The organism is Flavobacterium potami, assembly GCF_020026915.1.
In the GTDB taxonomy this organism is placed as follows: domain Bacteria; phylum Bacteroidota; class Bacteroidia; order Flavobacteriales; family Flavobacteriaceae; genus Flavobacterium; species Flavobacterium potami.
In genome coordinates this window covers 357,377-373,720 of record NZ_JAINUY010000002.1, presented here as the reverse complement: position 1 = coordinate 373,720, position 16,344 = coordinate 357,377, and the positions used below count along the sequence as shown (strand labels likewise).

Below are 16,344 nucleotides of genomic sequence, written 5' to 3'. Positions count from 1 at the left end.
GCATTTATTACCTATTTAATTTTTTAAAAACATGAGAAAAAAATTCTTTATTTACGGATTCTTATTGTTTCTAATTGTTACTGCAATTTATTATTACACAGGAAGAGGTTATTTACTCGTTTTCTTAATTCCAATTTTATTGATTGTTGGAGCTTATAATGCTTCACAAAAGAAACATGCTATTTTACGAAACTTCCCTGTTTTGGGTTATTTCAGATATTTATTTGAAATGATTGCACCTGAAATTCAGCAATATTTTATTGAAAGATCTACAGACGGAAAACCGTTTTCTAGAAATCAGCGTTCGTTGGTTTATCAAAGAGCCAAAAATATTGATTCTAGTACGCCTTTTGGAACGCAGTTAAACTTAAATACAGAAAACTACGAAGGAATCAAACATTCTATTTTTCCAGCAAAAGTAAATGAAGAGCTTCCTCGTGTTTTAGTTGGTGGAAAAGACTGCAAACAACCTTATTCTGCTTCTTTGTTTAATGTTTCTGCCATGAGTTTTGGTTCGTTGAGTGAAAACGCTGTACGTGCTATCAATATTGGAGCGCAAAAAGGTAATTTCTATCAAAATACCGGAGAAGGTGGTTTGACAGAATTTCACTTGGCCGGCGGCGGCGACATCACTTGGCAGATTGGAACAGGATATTTTGGTTGCCGCGATGCAGAAGGAAATTTCAGTCCGGAAAATTTCAAGGAGAAAGCCAATCTTCCGAATGTCAAAATGATTGAAATCAAACTTTCGCAAGGTGCTAAACCAGGTCATGGAGGTGTTTTGCCTGCTGCGAAAAACACGGAACAAATCGCCAAAATTAGAGGCGTACAGCCACATACCATGATTCTTTCTCCTCCAGGTCATCATGCTTTTTCTGATGCCAAAGGATTAATTCATTTCATCAAACAATTACGCGATCTCTCAAACGGAAAACCAATAGGGTTTAAATTGTGTATTGGAAATACGGAAGAATTTGAAAATATCTGTCAGGAAATGATCGCAGAAGATATATATCCAGATTTTATTACCGTTGATGGTGCTGAAGGAGGAACTGGTGCTGCACCACTAGAATTTGCAGATGGAGTTGGAATGCCTTTTGAGCCAGCTTTAATTTTTGTAAACAAGACTTTAGTTCGTTTAGGAATTCGAGATAAAATGCGCATTATTGGAAGCGGAAAAATCATTTCTGGTTATTCTATTTTGCATGCAATTGCATTAGGCGCTGACATGTGCAACAGCGCAAGAGGATTTATGTTTTCTTTGGGTTGTATTCAAGCTTTAAGATGTCATAACAATGAATGTCCAACTGGCGTAGCAACTCAAAACAAAATGCTGATGAAAGGTTTGGTAGTTACAGACAAGTCAGATCGTGTGTATCATTTTCATAAAAACACGCTTCACTCTGCAAATGAACTTCTGGCTGCAGCAGGAAAAAGTAGTTTTGCAGACGTAGACATTAATATTTTCATGCGAGGTGACGAATTTTCAAATTTATCTGAACAATATTTTCCAGACAACTTAAAAAACGTTACTCAATTCTCATAAGCAAAAAAGCCTCTTTACTATTAAAGAGGCTTTTCTTTTTAAATCTATTTTTAATTACAATTTTGCTGTTTCTTTATTTTGTGTTGATTCTTTTTCCAAATCAGCTAATTCTTCCTGACCAACTAATTTTTGTGCTAAAATAGCATTATTGTATGCCAGAAAATAAACATCAAACTTTACTCCTTCTGCAATAAGCGATGATGAAATTTGATCATTTTTAATCATCTCTTTCAACAAGTCCGGAAACGATTCTTTGTAGGCTAATTTGTTTTCATCGTTTTCTTCTAAATTGGTTTCAATCCTAATTTCGATTTTATTGTCATTTAGAAAAGCTTTAGCAGTTGTACTGGTAATACCATTTCCTTTTATAGAAGATGAAGTATTGTAAGCACTTACATGTTCCTGTATTTTTTGCTTGGTATTTTTACAACTTACTAAAATAAGAGCAAAAGTTAAAACAAATGCGATTTGGGTAATTTTTCTCATAAATTATTGGTTTTATAGTTATTTTTTAACTCAAACATAATTAATTTATAACATAAAAACAACATTCAACTATAAAAAACCAGCACATAATTCTTTGAATACAAATCATTTATCCTAAAAAAACATTCCTTTTTGTAAGAATAAAAGAGTACATTTTACACTTAACTTTCATTACTAAATACAAAAAGTCTCTTTAAATTAAACTTAAAGAGACTTTGAATATGTAGGAATTAAACAGTTGTATTTTTTACAAATTTTTAATTTATTATTTCAAAAAATCTTTCAGAGATTCTCCAGTTAACACTTCTTTGTCAAAAACAGTGTTATCGTCTGCGAGGAAATAAACATCAAACTGTACTCCTTCTTCGATTAATTGTCTTGGAATTTGATCATTATCGATCATCAATTTAATCAATTTAGGAAAAGAAACTGCTGCAGCAGCTTTATTGGTTTCATTCTGTTCTAAATTAGTTTCAAATCGTAATTCGATTTTATCGTCATTAATATAACCTCTTGCTGTTGTAAGTGTTACATTTTCAGCTCTAAAACTCGGCGCAATAGTTTTGTTGTACGTAACTACATATTCCTGAAGTTTTTGTTTGGCGTTTTTACAGCTAACAAACGTTGCCACAAGTAAAATCGCACAGGCAATTTGAGATATTTTCTTTAGCATAATTTTTCTATTTTAATTTTTGAAGTCTTAATAATGCCTCAAGATAGTAATAATCTGCGTAATTTATAGAACAATCTATCTCACTTCCGGCAGGTTTATGTCCTGTTGAGTGCAATAAAAATGCTGAATTAGTATCATGACTCTGGTAATTATCTGAGAGAGAAACAATCATTTTTTTTGCTTTAGTCAAATATTCTGCTTTTAAATTCTTGTCTTTAGTATAAGAACTTAACTCCAAAAGCGCAGAAGAGACGATAGCCGCTGCAGAAGCATCTCTTGGCTCGTTCGGAATATTTGGTGCATTAAAATCCCAATACGGAACTAAATCTTCTGTAGTTAATTTATCCAGATAGACACGCGCTAATTTATGCGCAAAGTCTAAAAATTTAGGGTCTTTCGTTTCTCTATATGTCATTGTGAATCCATAAATCGCCCACGCTTGACCACGCGCCCACATACTATCATCACTATAACCTTGAGCCGTTCTTCCTTTTATCTTTTTCCCAGTTTCGTAATCGTAAATAATTACGTGATAAGAAGTATTATCCGGTCTGAAATGATTTGCCATTGTAGTCTCGGCGTGTTTCACTGCAATGTCATACAGTTTTTTGTTTCCTCCATTTTTAGAAGCCCAGAACAGCAATTCCAAATTCATCATATTATCAATAATGGTATTATGTCCTCCCATTTTATTGTGAGGCCAAGATTGAATTGTTCCAACTTTTGGATTAAAAAGCGTCGCTAAAGTATCGGCTGTTTTTAAAATAATTTCTTTGTATTCTGGATTTTTGGTTAATCGATACCCATTTCCAAAACTATTAAAAACCTGAAATCCTAAATCGTGATCTCCTGCTTTACTGACAGACAAAGGCGTTAAAAAACGGCTGAATTTATCCGCTTCTTTTTCCCATTTTTTATCTTTTGTTGCTTCATACAAAAACCACAATTCTCCAGGCCAGAATCCGCTTGTCCAATCTTTGTAACCTACAAATTTCCATTCTTTACTTCCGTTCGGAATTGTTCTTGGTGAAGTTCCATCATTTGGAATTACTTTTAAAGTTTTTGAAGCTTGTTCTGCGCAATAATCCAATTGCTTTTTGATGTTAAACGAATTACTTTTTTGAGAATAACTTTGATTTCCTAATAGAAATAGAGCAATCATCAGCGTAAAAAATTTTGCCTTCATGTGGTTATTTTTGATGGATAGTTAATTGAACTGATAAATTTATAAAATAAACGAAACGTATTTGGATCTTTGTATTTTTGTTTCACTAAAAATGTACAATTCATACAGCAAAAACTATTTTGAGCAAAACCAGAACCCATTATTTCTTCGTTTTTCTGAGTATTATTATTCTTGGAATCCTCTCAAGAAAAATCTCATTCATCCCTTTATGGATCGGCGATTTTCTTTATGCGGTAATGATTTATTTTTTGGTTAGAATATTTCTTCCATTCAAAAAAGCTTTCGCAATATTATTTCTTTCCTTGATCATTTGTTATTGCATTGAATTTCTTCAATTGTACCAAGCTGAGTGGATTATTGAATTAAGGAAAACGCTTTTTGGAAGATACGTTTTAGGGCAAGGCTTTTTATGGTCGGATATTTTGGCTTATACTTTTGGTGCTTCCTCAGCTTTTGTTTTAGAGAATATTATTTCGAAAATCATCAATCAAAAGTCTGCGTAATTTTATCAATATTCAAGCTATTTGCCATTGCCATAAATATTTGATGATACACTCCCTTATTATCAAACAATTCATCGTGAGTGCCTTTTTCGACACACTTACCTTTTTCTAAAACAACAATATTGGCTGCATCTACAATTTGAGAAATGCTGTGCGAAATGATAATCACAGTTCTATCTTTCTTAATTGCATCTAATGATTTTTTGATTTGTTCTGTTGCGATGGCATCCAAACTTGCTGTTGGTTCATCCAGAAAAATAATCGGTGGGTTTTTAAGAAAAAGTCTCGCAATGGCAATTCGTTGTTGTTGTCCGCCGGAAAGCAAATGCGCATCAGACTCATAACCTTTAGGCAATTGTATTACCTGATCGTGAATATAAGCTTGTTTTGCAGCTTCGATAATTTCTTCTTGAGAAGCTCCAGGATTTCCATATAAAATATTCTCTGCAATTGTTCCTTTAAAAATATGATTCTTCTGCAAAACCAATCCGATATTTTTACGAAGGAAATCGGTATTATAATCCATCAAATTAACTCCATCCAAACAAATTTTTCCTGATGAAGGGAGATAAAACTTATCGAGAAGATTAATTATAGTACTTTTTCCTGCACCACTTAATCCAACCAAAGCAGTTGTTTCGTTTGGTTTTACTGTAAAATTGATATCCGAAAGTGCTTTTGTACCATTTGGATATACAAAATCTACATTTTTTACTTCGATCAATCCGATAATTTTCTCTGGAATGTAATCTCCGCTCGTTTCAATCTCATTATCGGATTCCAGAATATCAAAAAATCCTTCAGAATAAATGAGAGCATCATTAATTTCATCATAAATTCGATGCAATTGACGAATCGGTGCCGAGACATTATTAAACAACATAATGTGAAACATAATAGCGCCAATTGTCATTTGATTATTCAACACAAAATAAGCTGTCAAAATAATGATAATCACCACCCCTATTTGTTCTACGAAACTTTTAATACTTTCAAAAATAAAACTCGTTTTTCTAGTTGCGAGCTGATTTTCGGTCATTTCAAATTGAATTTTTTGATGACGATCAGCTTCAGAAGGCTCTCGTACGAAAGACTTTATTACAGTTATAGATTCAATCAAACTGATAATTCCGTTATTTTTTGTTTCCCGATAATTACGCATTCTTCTTCTAAATCCGCTCAACTTAGTAGCTTGCAACTGACTGATGTAAAAGTAAATCGGGATAATACACAAACTGACTAAACCAACATATACATTCGCATAAAACATAATGACCAACGCGACGAAAGCATTTGCAAACAATGGAAAAATATCGATGAAGAAATTTTGAACCAATCTTGTGAGACTACTTATTCCGGCATCTATTCTGGTTTGGAGCTTCCCGCTTTCATTTTCATCAGAGGTATAAAATTCCATTCTATAGCTCAGAATTTTTTCTACAATGGTTTGAGAAATATCACGAGTAATAAAAATACGAAGTTTTTCTCCGTAAAATTTTTGTCCAAACTGTACAACCGAATTCACTAATTCTTTAGTGAGCAGCACAATACTTATTATACCCAACAAATGAAATCCTTTGGAGAGTGGTTCGTGCGCCACCATTAAATTATTAATTGTATCAACAGTATATTTTAAGATGAGTGCATTGACCTGTGCGGCAAATGACCCTATAAAAGTGAGCAGCAAAGTAGCAATTACCATTTTTCTGTAAGGCTTTACAAATGGCATTATTTTTTTATAAAGTACTGATAATTGCATTTAATTATATTTTTAACCCTCTATCAAATATAAGAATTCTAAATTTGTATTTAAAATCTATTCCAACTCAAAAAAGAAATTTTATGAATCTCGTTTTCGCTTCCAACAATAAAAATAAAATCGCAGAAATTCAAAGTATGCTTCCCGAAAACATTAAAATATTAAGTTTAGAAGATATCAATTGTTTGGAAGATATTCCTGAAACTGCGGATACAATTGAAGGAAATGCGGTTTTAAAAGCCGATTATGTAACTCAGAAATATGGCTACGATTGTTTTGCAGACGATACCGGCTTAGAAGTAAATGCGTTAAACGGAGAACCTGGAGTCTATTCTGCACGCTACGCAGGCGAACAAAAAAATGCTGATGATAACATGAACAAACTTTTGAATGCTTTAAAAAATGAAGAAAATCGAAGCGCTCAGTTCAAGACTGTTATTACTTTAAATTTAAAAGGAAAACAATATTTATTTACCGGAATCGTTAAAGGAAATATCACTTTAGAAAAAGTGGGAACAAATGGTTTTGGATATGATCCCATTTTTCAACCTGAAAATTACAGCGAAACCTTTGCCCAACTGCCATTAGAAACTAAAAACACAATTGGTCATCGAGGAAAAGCCGTAAAGCAACTAATTGATTTTCTGAACAACACAAAATAATTGTTTAAAATACAACATTTTAAGCGCTAAATTTTACATTTCACGACGTATTTTTTAGTCAATTTCTCATTTATGCATGAAATTTTATTTTAATAAAACTGTAACTTTTTGATAATCAATTCTTAACAAATACACAATTCTTAAAATTGCATTAGTTTATCTGAATAATTAACAGTAATTTTGCACCCTATTTTAAAACACATATGAATAAATTTGAACAATTAGGATTGAATGAATCGTTACTGAAGGCGATTTTAGATCTAGGATTTGAAAATCCGTCAGAGGTACAGGAAAAGGCGATTCCCCTATTATTGGAAAAAGACACGGATATGGTTGCGTTGGCTCAAACAGGGACAGGGAAAACGGCAGCTTTCGGTTTTCCGCTAATTCAAAAAATTGATGCCGACAACAGAAATACACAAGCATTAGTTTTATCGCCAACACGCGAGTTATGTTTACAGATTACTAACGAACTTAAAAACTACTCAAAATACGAAAAAGGTATTAATGTGGTAGCAGTTTACGGAGGAGCTAGTATAACAGAGCAAGCAAGAGAAATAAAGAGAGGTGCACAAATTATTGTGGCAACTCCAGGAAGAATGCAAGACATGATTAACAGAGGTTTGGTTAACATTAAAAACATAGATTACTGTGTTCTTGATGAGGCTGACGAAATGTTAAACATGGGATTCTATGATGACATTGTATCTATTTTATCAGATACTCCAGACGAAAAAAGCACATGGTTGTTTTCTGCAACTATGCCGCAAGAGGTTGCTAGAATTGCAAAACAATTCATGAGCGAGCCTTTAGAAATTACTGTAGGAGCTAAAAACTCTGGTTCTTCTACAGTTTCTCACGAATTTTATTTAGTAAATGCTCGTGACCGTTACGAAGCTTTAAAAAGATTAGCCGATGCTAATCCAGACATTTTCTCTGTAGTTTTCTGTCGTACAAAAAGAGACACTCAAGCTATTGCTGAAAAGTTAATTGAAGATGGATATAGCGCTGCTGCGTTACACGGAGATTTATCTCAAGCACAACGTGATGGTGTAATGAAATCGTTCCGTGGAAGACAAATTCAGATGCTTGTTGCTACTGACGTTGCTGCACGTGGTATTGACGTTGATAACGTAACACACGTTGTAAACTATCAATTACCTGACGAAATCGAAACGTACAACCACCGTTCTGGCCGTACAGGTAGAGCAGGAAAATTAGGTACTTCTATTGTAATTGTTACAAAAAGTGAATTACGTAAAATTTCTTCTATCGAGAGAATCATCAAACAAAAATTCGAAGAAAAATCTATTCCATCTGGAATCGAAATCTGCGAAATTCAGTTATTGCACTTAGCAAACAAAATTAAAGATACTGAGGTTGACCACGAAATTGACAACTATTTACCAGCAATCAACAACGTTCTTGAAGATCTTTCTAAAGAAGAATTGATTAAGAAAATGGTATCTGTAGAATTCAACCGTTTCATCGCTTACTACAAGAAAAACAGAGATATTTCTGTTTCTGGTGGAGAAAGACGTGAAAGAGGTGATTCTGAGCCAAGAGAATTCAGCAATAATGGAGCTGTTCGTTATTTCGTAAACATTGGTTCTAGAGACAACTTCGATTGGATGTCATTAAAAGATTACTTAAAAGAAACATTAGACTTAGGTCGTGATGATATCTTCAAAGTAGATGTAAAAGAAGGATTCTCTTTCTTTAACACAGATCCACAGCATACAGACAAAGTAATGGATGTTTTAAACAACGTTCAATTAGAAGGTCGTCGTATTAATGTTGAGATTTCTAAAAATGATGGTGGTGGAAGACGTGATCACAACAACCGTGGCGGAAGACGTGATTCTGGAAGAAGAGACGGAAACTTCGCTCCAAGACGTGAAGGCGGTTTCAGAGGCGATAGAAATTCTTCAAGAGATGGAGGTTCACGCGAAGGCGGATCTCGTGATGGAGGTTTCAGAGGCGATAGAAATTCTTCAAGAAGAGAAGGCGGTTTCAGAAGTTCTGCTCCAAGAAGCGAAAATGGTGGTTCTGATAGAGCTCCAAGACGTTCAGAGAACTTTGGTGACAATTCAAGACCAAGAAGATCAAGAAGAGATTAATCATTTAATTTCTTAAAATACAAATCCCAAATTCCAATTTATACGGAATTTGGGATTTTTTCTTATATCTAATAATGTTATTAGTGTCTTTGTTAATTTTCTTATAATTAAATTCCAAGACTACGAGATATTTAATCCCGATTTACTACTTTTAGTGCTTTAAATCAGGATATGAAATATTTCGCAGTTTTCTTTTTTACATTACTAGCCAACTTTGGTTTTGCACAAGATACGCAGCCAACAGTTCCACAAAGAGTTTCAGGTTACATTATTAATGACAACAGCAAACAACCGCTTGCAGGTGTAAACATTATTAACACCAACAAAGTGCGTGGTGCAAAATCTGATGAAAAAGGATATTTTGAAATTGACGTCCAGGTTAATGATACACTCCATTTTACTATTCTGGGATTTCAATCTTTGAGAATCAGAGTAACCAATGACTGGATAAAAAACAAAGTAACCCGTATTCAACTTACAGAAAAAGCAATTGCATTAGAGGAAGTCGTTATCGCTCCGTTTACTTTGACCGGTTATCTTGAAATCGATTCTAAACTTATTCCAACAAAAGAAAATTACAGATATAGTATTTCCGGGCTTACACAAGGTTATGAAGCAGGAGAATATGCTCCAAATGCATTTGGTAAAGTCCTCGGTTCGATTTTTAATCCCGCCGATATGCTCTATAATTTTTTTGGTAAAAATGGCAAGGAGCTTAAGAAATTAAAAGAAATGAAGAAAGATGATACCGTTCGAACGCTTTTAGAATCCAAATACGATCGTGAAACAGTCGCAGTATTATTAGGAGTAAGCAAAGATGAAATTCCCGAAATTATGCATCGTTGTAACTATTCTGATTCTTTCATTCAATCTGCTAATGATTTGCAAATTATGGACGCCATCAGCGCCTGTTACGAACAATATAAAGTCTTGAAACGAAATTAATTCACGATATAAAAAAATCCCCAATTTTCAATTGGGGATTTTTTTTGAGTCTCAGTTTTCAGTCTGAGTAAAACTGAAAACTGTAACTGCGACTGAATACTATTTCAACGGTATATTAGAAAGAATTTCCAATACAAATTTCCAATATTTCTGTGCAGATGAAATACTTGCTCTTTCATCTGGAGAGTGCGCTCCGTGAATTGTTGGACCAAAAGAAATCATATCCATACCAGGATAATTTGTTCCTAAGATTCCGCATTCTAAACCAGCGTGACAAGCCACAACTTTAGGCTGTTCTCCGTTTTGCTTTTCGTAAATTTCTTTTAAAACTTCTAATATTTCAGAGTTTACATTTGGAGTCCATCCTGGATAAGAACCTGAAAGCTCTACTTCACATCCAACCAATTCAAAAGCTGAACGCAAAGAATTAGCCAAATCAAATTTTGAAGATTCAACAGAAGAACGCGTTAAACATCCAACTAAGATTTCTCCGTCTTTAATCACAACACGAGCAATATTATTTGAAGTTTCAACCAAATCAGCCATATCTGCACTCATTCTGTAAACTCCATTTTGTGCCGCGTAAATCGCTCTGATAATTCCTTCCTGAACTCCTAAATCCATCACTTTTTCAGGCAAATCGCCTTTTACGATTTCAATAGATAAGTTTGGTTCAGTTGTTTTGTATTCGGCTTTGATATCCGCAATAATTTCCTGCATATCATAAACATACGCCTCATCAAACATTTGAGAAATAATTACTTTCGCAACACTTTCTCTCGGAATAGCATTTCTAAGACTTCCTCCGTTTACTTCAACAATCTGCAAACCAAAGTTTTCGAATGCATCAAACAACAAACGATTCATGATTTTGTTGGCATTCCCTAAACCTTTTTGAATATCCATTCCCGAATGTCCTCCGTTTAAGCCTTTTACCGTAATGGTATACCCAACAGAACCTTCTGGAACTTCTTCTTCATGATATGTTCTTGTAGCCGTTACATCAATTCCGCCAGCACATCCAATATCAATTTCATCGTCTTCTTCGGTATCCAAATTCAACAAAATCTGACCTTGCAAAATACCTCCTTTTAAGTTTAAAGCACCTGTCATTCCTGTTTCTTCATCAACAGTGAACAAAGCTTCTATTGCAGGATGCGGAATATCATTGCTTTCTAAAACAGCCATAATAGTCGCCACTCCTAGCCCATTATCTGCCCCAAGTGTTGTACCGCGAGCGCGAACCCAGTCACCATCCACATACATATCGATTCCTTGCGTATCAAAGTCAAAAACGGTATCTGCATTTTTTTGATGCACCATATCTAAATGTCCTTGCATTACGATTGGTTTGCGATTTTCCATTCCTGGAGTCGCTGGTTTTCTAATGATTACGTTTCTGATTTCATCTTCGAAAGTTTCTAAACCCAAGCTGTTTCCAAAGTTTTTCATAAACTCAATTACACGCTCTTCTTTCTTCGATGGACGAGGAACTTCGTTTAAATCTGCAAATTTGTTCCAAAGTGCTTTTGGTTCGAGATTTCTTATTTCTTGACTCATTATATTTTGTTTGATGTTTAACAATTAAGAGTCCCAAAGTTACAAAGTTTCAAAGTCTTTTCGCCACGAATTCCACGAATTAGCACTAATCTTATTGAAATTAAAATACAATTTCTCGAATAAATTCTTGTTTTAACCATGGAGAAACTATTAATTACCGAAAATTCTCAGAATTCCTAGCTAACTTCTTTTCATCCATTAATATTTGTATTTATATTTACTTATCTAAAAATTACACTGTGAAATCAAAATACATTTTACCTTTATTCCTTCTTGTTCAGATTATTTTTTATAAAATCCTACCATTCTTTCCAGATTTTGTGGAGGGCTTTTACAGCAAAAATTTATTTGTCAGAATTTCTCATTTTTCAAGAACTGTTTTAGGTAAAATTCCATTTTCTGTTGGTGACATTTTTTATGCTATTTTAATCATTTCAATAATAAGCTGGTTTTGGAGAATTAGAAAAACATGGCGAACAGACTGGAAAGATCATCTTCTGAAAATATTAGGCAAAATATCTGTTTTTTACTTTTTCTTTCATCTTCTCTGGGCTTTCAATTATTACCGAAAACCTCTTTTTGAAAAAATGGAAATCAAAAGAGAATACACCGATGCTGATCTTTTGGCTTTCACTAAAAGATTAATTGCAAAAACAAATGAAATTCAATTTCAAATAACAAAAAATGATAGCGCTAAGATTGTCTTTCCATATTCGCAGAAGGAATCTTTTAAAATGATTTTAAATGGTTATGATAATTTAGCAAAAGAACATCCTTATTTTAAATACAAAACTTTAAGTGTAAAAAAATCACTATTTAGTGTTCCTTTGACTTATATGGGTTTCGGAGGTTACTTGAATCCATTTACAAATGAAGCCCAAATCAATGATTTACTTCCTATGTACAATTTCCCATTAACGACTTCACACGAAATGGCACATCAGATTGGTTTTGCAAACGAAAGCGAATGTAATTTTATTGGAGTATTGGCTTCTATTAAAAACGAAAATCTTTATTACCAATATTCTGGCTACAGTTTTGCTTTACGTAATTGTCTTGGAATTTGGAAGTATAAAAACGAAAAGGTATTTAACCAATTAAATAAAATGGTTCACGTAGGAATCTTAAAAAACTACCAAGAAAGCGAAGATTTCTGGAAAAAATATTACACTTTTATTGATAAAGGTTTTCATTTTCTTTATGATAATTTCTTGAAAACAAACAATCAAAAAGACGGAATGGACAGTTACAGCAAGTTTATTGATTTGATGATTAATTATTATAGAACAAAAGAATTATAGTTTTATACCAAAGATTTAAAGGATTATAAAAGATTTCTAAAACTTTCTTTTTATCTAAAATAAAAAATCATTGAAATCTTTTTAATCAGTGGCAAAAAAAATAAAACATCAACTGTAACAAAAATGATTTCATAACTACTAATACTATATGAGTGAAAATCTAGAACAGTCATTTGTTGCGCAGCTGCAGGCAAATCAGAATATAATCCACAAGATTTGTAGATTGTATACTGCTGGCGAAGATGCTCATAAGGATTTGTTTCAGGAAATCACCATTCAGCTTTGGAAGGCTTATCCAAAATTTAGAGGCGACAGTAAATTTTCAACATGGACCTACCGTGTTGCTCTAAACACTGCTATTACCTTATACCGAAAAACCAAAAGAACTATTTCTACCGTAGATTATGAAAATCATCAGCATTTTGTAAAAGATGTTGATTATAATTATGAAGAAGAAGAACAGATTAAACTGATGTACAAAGCAGTTTATCAATTGAATGATATCGAAAAAGCATTAGTTTTTATGTATTTAGAAGACAAAGACTATCAAGAAATAGCTGAAACGTTAGGAATCAGCGAAGTGAATGCGCGCGTGAAAATGAACAGAATTAAAGGGAAACTTAAAAAAATACTAAATCCTTAAAAATTATTATGAAAGAACTGGATTTACTAAAAAAAGACTGGCAAAAGAACTCGGATTCTTTTCAACAAATTTCTGAAAATGAAATCTATAAGATGATCCACAAAAAATCATCATCTATCGTAAAATGGATTTTAATTATCAGCATTTTGGAAATTTCGTTTTGGACTTTTTCAAACTTATTCCTCAATACCGATGATGTACTTCGAAAAATAAATCATCCTGAAATTGTTGCTACTTTAGAGTTTCTAACTTATTTCAACTACATTGTTGTGTTAATTTTCGTTTATATTTTCTACAAAAATTACAAGACAATTTCGACTACAATTGCAACAAAATCTTTGATGAGTTCTATTTTAAAAACTCGTAAAGCAGTTCAATATTATGTTTGGTATAATTTAGGTATGATTGTAATCACATCTATCTTAAGCTTTTTCATTGCATACGTTTACAATCCGGACATGGAATTTCTACGAGACAAATTAGCCATGAACGGAAGAGCAATGTTTTTTACAATTGGTATACTAATCTTAGTAATCTTAGGCTTTTTCGGATTGTTCTGGTGTTTCTACAGAGTAATTTACGGTACACTTTTGCGCAGATTGTACGCAAATTATAAAGAGTTGAAGAAGATAGATTTCTAATTTTGAAGGGACAAAGCAACAGAGTTACAAAGGGACAAAGTTTTCCACTTGAAATCTAAGAATTCAAACAAAAAACTTGAATAAACTTATTTGTCACCCTGAGCGAAGTCGAAGGGAACTTGAAACATTAAACCTGAAACAAAAATCTTAATACTCCCACTGTCTCAACCTGTTAAGCTCTTCCTGTGCTTTGATTTCTTCTGCTGGGATAACTTTTAAGAAAGAAGGATGTTGTTCAATAGCATATTCTACTTTTTCTACGATTTCGTCGATTGTATCGTTTTCATAATCAATATCAAGAGGTTCTTTGATGATGAAAGATTGAAGGATACCTTTTTTTTTCATTCGTAATCCCTTTTTATCAAAAGAACGGCGAAAACCGTCGATAACGATTGGAATCACAATTGGTTTATGTTGTTTAATGATATGGGCTGTTCCTTTACGAACAGGTTTAAAAGATTTTGTAGTTCCTTGAGGAAAAGTAATTACCCAACCATCGGCTAGAGCAATTTTGATGTTTTCTGTATCGTTTGGGTTTACTTCGCGTTTTTCAGTTACGTCAACGCCTTTTGCACGCCAGGTTCTTTCGACTGTAATAGCGCCTACGTACGCCAATATTCTCGGTAACAGACCTGCTTGCATCGTTTCTTTGGCAGCAACATAATAAATATTCATTTTGGGCTGCCATAAATAACCAATATTCTTAATATTGTCCTGACGTCCTGATAAACTTGCGTTAAACACATGGAACATCGCTACAACATCTGCAAAATAAGTTTGATGATTTGATATAAATAAAACATTAGTATCTGGAAGCGATTTAATGATTTCAGACCCTTCAATCTGCAAGTCATTAAAACCTCTATATCTTCTATGCGTCATGGCACCCAAAATACGGATTAACCATTTCTTGATGAATAATATATGCCCAAAAGGATTTCGTTTAAACAATCCCATAACTAATTTATCTTATTTTTTTGTTAGGTCGCAAACATACAAAAATTATTCTTTCAGCAACATTTTAAAACATTTTCCCGAATTAAATGTTATCTAAATGAATATCAAATTGTTAAATAATCATTTCTAAAACTTACTCTCAAAGGTTGTTTTCAGCACATCCCTCAATTCGCTTAAAATCATTGCTGTGGCTCCCCAAACAACATGATTTTGAATATTAAATGCAGGAACTAGGATATTTGCTCCGTAAGAAGTTGATAATCTAGCTTCGATTATTATTTCATCATTTAAAAAAACAGACAAAGGCAATTCTATAATTCCTGCAACTTCTCTAATATCAGGATAAAATGAAAGTTCTTCTTTTGCAATTCCTAAAAATGGATGTACCAAAAAATTACTTGGAGGAATATACATAGGAGAAAAATGCCTGATAAGTTCTATTTTGTCTCGTGTTATTCCAATTTCCTCCTGTGTTTCCCTTAATGCTGTGGTTTCAAAATTCAGATCTTCTTTTTCGTATTTTCCTCCCGGAAAAGCTATTTGAGCCGAATGTACCCCATCATAAGCATTTCTCACAATCAAAACCAAATGTGTCTTTTCCTGTTTGGGATAAAACAACATCATTACACCTGCCATTCTCGCATTTAAGGCTTCAATATCAAGATTTTTTAATCCCTCTATACGCTCTTTGGGAGCCATTTTCAAATGTGAAGCCACTGCGGGCAATTCAACTGGAATTATATTGGGAACATATTTCAAAAAGTCTTGAAAATTCATAATCAAAGCTTATTTTTGTACTTTCAAATAAAACATAAATATACTTCAGAAAACGCAGTACCGCAAGTTTTCTATTATTAAAGCCTAAAAAAATGTACAGTAGAGAAGAATCACAAAGAATTAAAAGAGAATTTTGGGTAGCTTTTGCCGAAAAATATCCTCGTAAATGGGTGCTTTATGATACTAAAATTAAAGATTTCTCCTTTAAGTTTTTTGTTGATAATAAAAAAGCTCAGGTTTTAATTGATATCGAACATCGAAGCGATGAAAAACGAATTGCTTATTTTGAAAAATTAGAAGCTTTGAAAAACATTCTGGAAGAAGAATTCATCAAAGATTTGGTTTTCGAGAAAAACTATACTTTAGAAAGTGGTAAGACGATCAGTAGAATCTGGGTTGAAAAACTTGGCGTTGGTTTTAGCAATAAAAACAATTGGGATGCAATTTTCAACTTTTTCAATGAAAAAATGCATGCCTTGGAAATGTTCTATCTAGAATATGATGAGTTTATTAAGGACATCTCTTAAGATCCTAAGTTTCTGAGACTCTAAGCTTCTAAGTTTCTAAGATTCTAAGCTTTTTAGT

16 protein-coding genes are annotated in these 16,344 nt (G+C 33.1%); 9 read left to right on the top strand and 7 right to left on the bottom strand.

The window, feature by feature from the left end:
• Positions 1-31 precede the first annotated feature (31 nt).
• A complete protein-coding gene (locus tag K6T82_RS07425) occupies positions 32-1,546 on the top strand; it encodes an FMN-binding glutamate synthase family protein (RefSeq protein WP_223705301.1) in 1,515 nt (504 codons plus the stop codon).
• A gap of 54 nt (positions 1,547-1,600) precedes the next feature.
• Here the strand turns inward: K6T82_RS07425 and K6T82_RS07420 are convergent, their stop codons facing one another.
• The 3 genes from K6T82_RS07420 to K6T82_RS07410 all read right to left on the bottom strand — a co-directional run bounded on the left by K6T82_RS07420 (position 1,601) and on the right by K6T82_RS07410 (position 3,891).
• Positions 1,601-2,032 (bottom strand): hypothetical protein, encoded by a 432-nt coding sequence (locus K6T82_RS07420; protein ID WP_223705300.1) that lies wholly within the window; start codon positions 2,030-2,032, stop codon positions 1,601-1,603.
• A gap of 265 nt (positions 2,033-2,297) precedes the next feature.
• Positions 2,298-2,705, bottom strand: coding sequence for a hypothetical protein (locus K6T82_RS07415; protein ID WP_223705299.1), 408 nt, complete (start codon positions 2,703-2,705; stop codon positions 2,298-2,300).
• A 7-nt stretch (positions 2,706-2,712) separates the two neighbouring features.
• The gene (locus K6T82_RS07410; RefSeq protein ID WP_223705298.1) at positions 2,713-3,891 is read right to left on the bottom strand and encodes a glycoside hydrolase family 88 protein; all 1,179 of its coding nucleotides are present in this window, start codon (positions 3,889-3,891) and stop codon (positions 2,713-2,715) included.
• Between the two features lie 119 nt (positions 3,892-4,010).
• Between K6T82_RS07410 and K6T82_RS07405 the strand changes: the two genes are divergently transcribed.
• Positions 4,011-4,394 (top strand): ribosomal maturation YjgA family protein, encoded by a 384-nt coding sequence (locus K6T82_RS07405; protein ID WP_223705297.1) that lies wholly within the window; start codon positions 4,011-4,013, stop codon positions 4,392-4,394.
• Here the strand turns inward: K6T82_RS07405 and K6T82_RS07400 are convergent.
• On the bottom strand, positions 4,375-6,153 hold the full coding sequence (locus K6T82_RS07400; protein WP_223705296.1) for an ABC transporter ATP-binding protein: 1,779 nt from the start codon (positions 6,151-6,153) through the stop codon (positions 4,375-4,377). The two genes, K6T82_RS07405 and K6T82_RS07400, sit on opposite strands and share 20 nt — an antisense overlap.
• Positions 6,154-6,236: 83 nt before the next feature.
• Between K6T82_RS07400 and K6T82_RS07395 the strand changes: the two genes are divergently transcribed.
• From K6T82_RS07395 to K6T82_RS07385, 3 genes are all read left to right on the top strand, one after another.
• Positions 6,237-6,815 (top strand): non-canonical purine NTP diphosphatase, encoded by a 579-nt coding sequence (locus K6T82_RS07395; RefSeq protein ID WP_223705295.1) that lies wholly within the window; start codon positions 6,237-6,239, stop codon positions 6,813-6,815.
• A 203-nt stretch (positions 6,816-7,018) separates the two neighbouring features.
• A complete protein-coding gene (locus K6T82_RS07390) occupies positions 7,019-8,935 on the top strand; it encodes a DEAD/DEAH box helicase (protein WP_223705294.1) in 1,917 nt (638 codons plus the stop codon).
• 171 nt (positions 8,936-9,106) lie between these two features.
• A complete protein-coding gene (locus K6T82_RS07385) occupies positions 9,107-9,880 on the top strand; it encodes a carboxypeptidase-like regulatory domain-containing protein (protein WP_223705293.1) in 774 nt (257 codons plus the stop codon).
• Positions 9,881-9,979: 99 nt separating this feature from the next.
• Here K6T82_RS07385 and K6T82_RS07380 read toward each other — a convergent pair whose 3' ends face one another.
• Entirely contained in the window at positions 9,980-11,440 is a 1,461-nt protein-coding gene (locus K6T82_RS07380; protein ID WP_223705292.1) for an aminoacyl-histidine dipeptidase, read from the bottom strand.
• Positions 11,441-11,679: 239 nt separating this feature from the next.
• On the opposite strand from K6T82_RS07380, the gene K6T82_RS07375 reads away from it, so the two are divergent.
• The 3 genes from K6T82_RS07375 (at position 11,680) to K6T82_RS07365 (ending at position 14,025) form a co-directional block, all read left to right on the top strand.
• Positions 11,680-12,741, top strand: a complete 1,062-nt coding sequence (locus K6T82_RS07375) for a DUF3810 domain-containing protein (protein ID WP_223705291.1) — start codon at positions 11,680-11,682, stop codon at positions 12,739-12,741.
• Between the two features lie 148 nt (positions 12,742-12,889).
• Positions 12,890-13,384 carry an RNA polymerase sigma factor gene (locus K6T82_RS07370; protein WP_008462500.1) on the top strand — a complete coding sequence of 165 codons (495 nt, stop codon included), beginning with the start codon at positions 12,890-12,892 and terminating at the stop codon, positions 13,382-13,384.
• Positions 13,385-13,392: 8 nt separating this feature from the next.
• Positions 13,393-14,025, top strand: a complete 633-nt coding sequence (locus K6T82_RS07365) for a hypothetical protein (protein WP_223705290.1) — start codon at positions 13,393-13,395, stop codon at positions 14,023-14,025.
• Positions 14,026-14,172: 147 nt separating this feature from the next.
• On the opposite strand, the gene K6T82_RS07360 is transcribed toward K6T82_RS07365, so the two are convergent.
• Both K6T82_RS07360 and K6T82_RS07355 read right to left on the bottom strand, forming a co-directional pair.
• Positions 14,173-14,982, bottom strand: a complete 810-nt coding sequence (locus tag K6T82_RS07360; RefSeq protein ID WP_223705289.1) for a lysophospholipid acyltransferase family protein — start codon at positions 14,980-14,982, stop codon at positions 14,173-14,175.
• Positions 14,983-15,108: 126 nt separating this feature from the next.
• A complete protein-coding gene (locus K6T82_RS07355) occupies positions 15,109-15,759 on the bottom strand; it encodes an NUDIX hydrolase (RefSeq protein ID WP_223705288.1) in 651 nt (216 codons plus the stop codon).
• A gap of 92 nt (positions 15,760-15,851) precedes the next feature.
• On the opposite strand from K6T82_RS07355, the gene K6T82_RS07350 reads away from it, so the two are divergent.
• Positions 15,852-16,286, top strand: coding sequence for a DUF4268 domain-containing protein (locus K6T82_RS07350; protein WP_223705287.1), 435 nt, complete (start codon positions 15,852-15,854; stop codon positions 16,284-16,286).
• Positions 16,287-16,344 lie beyond the last annotated feature (58 nt).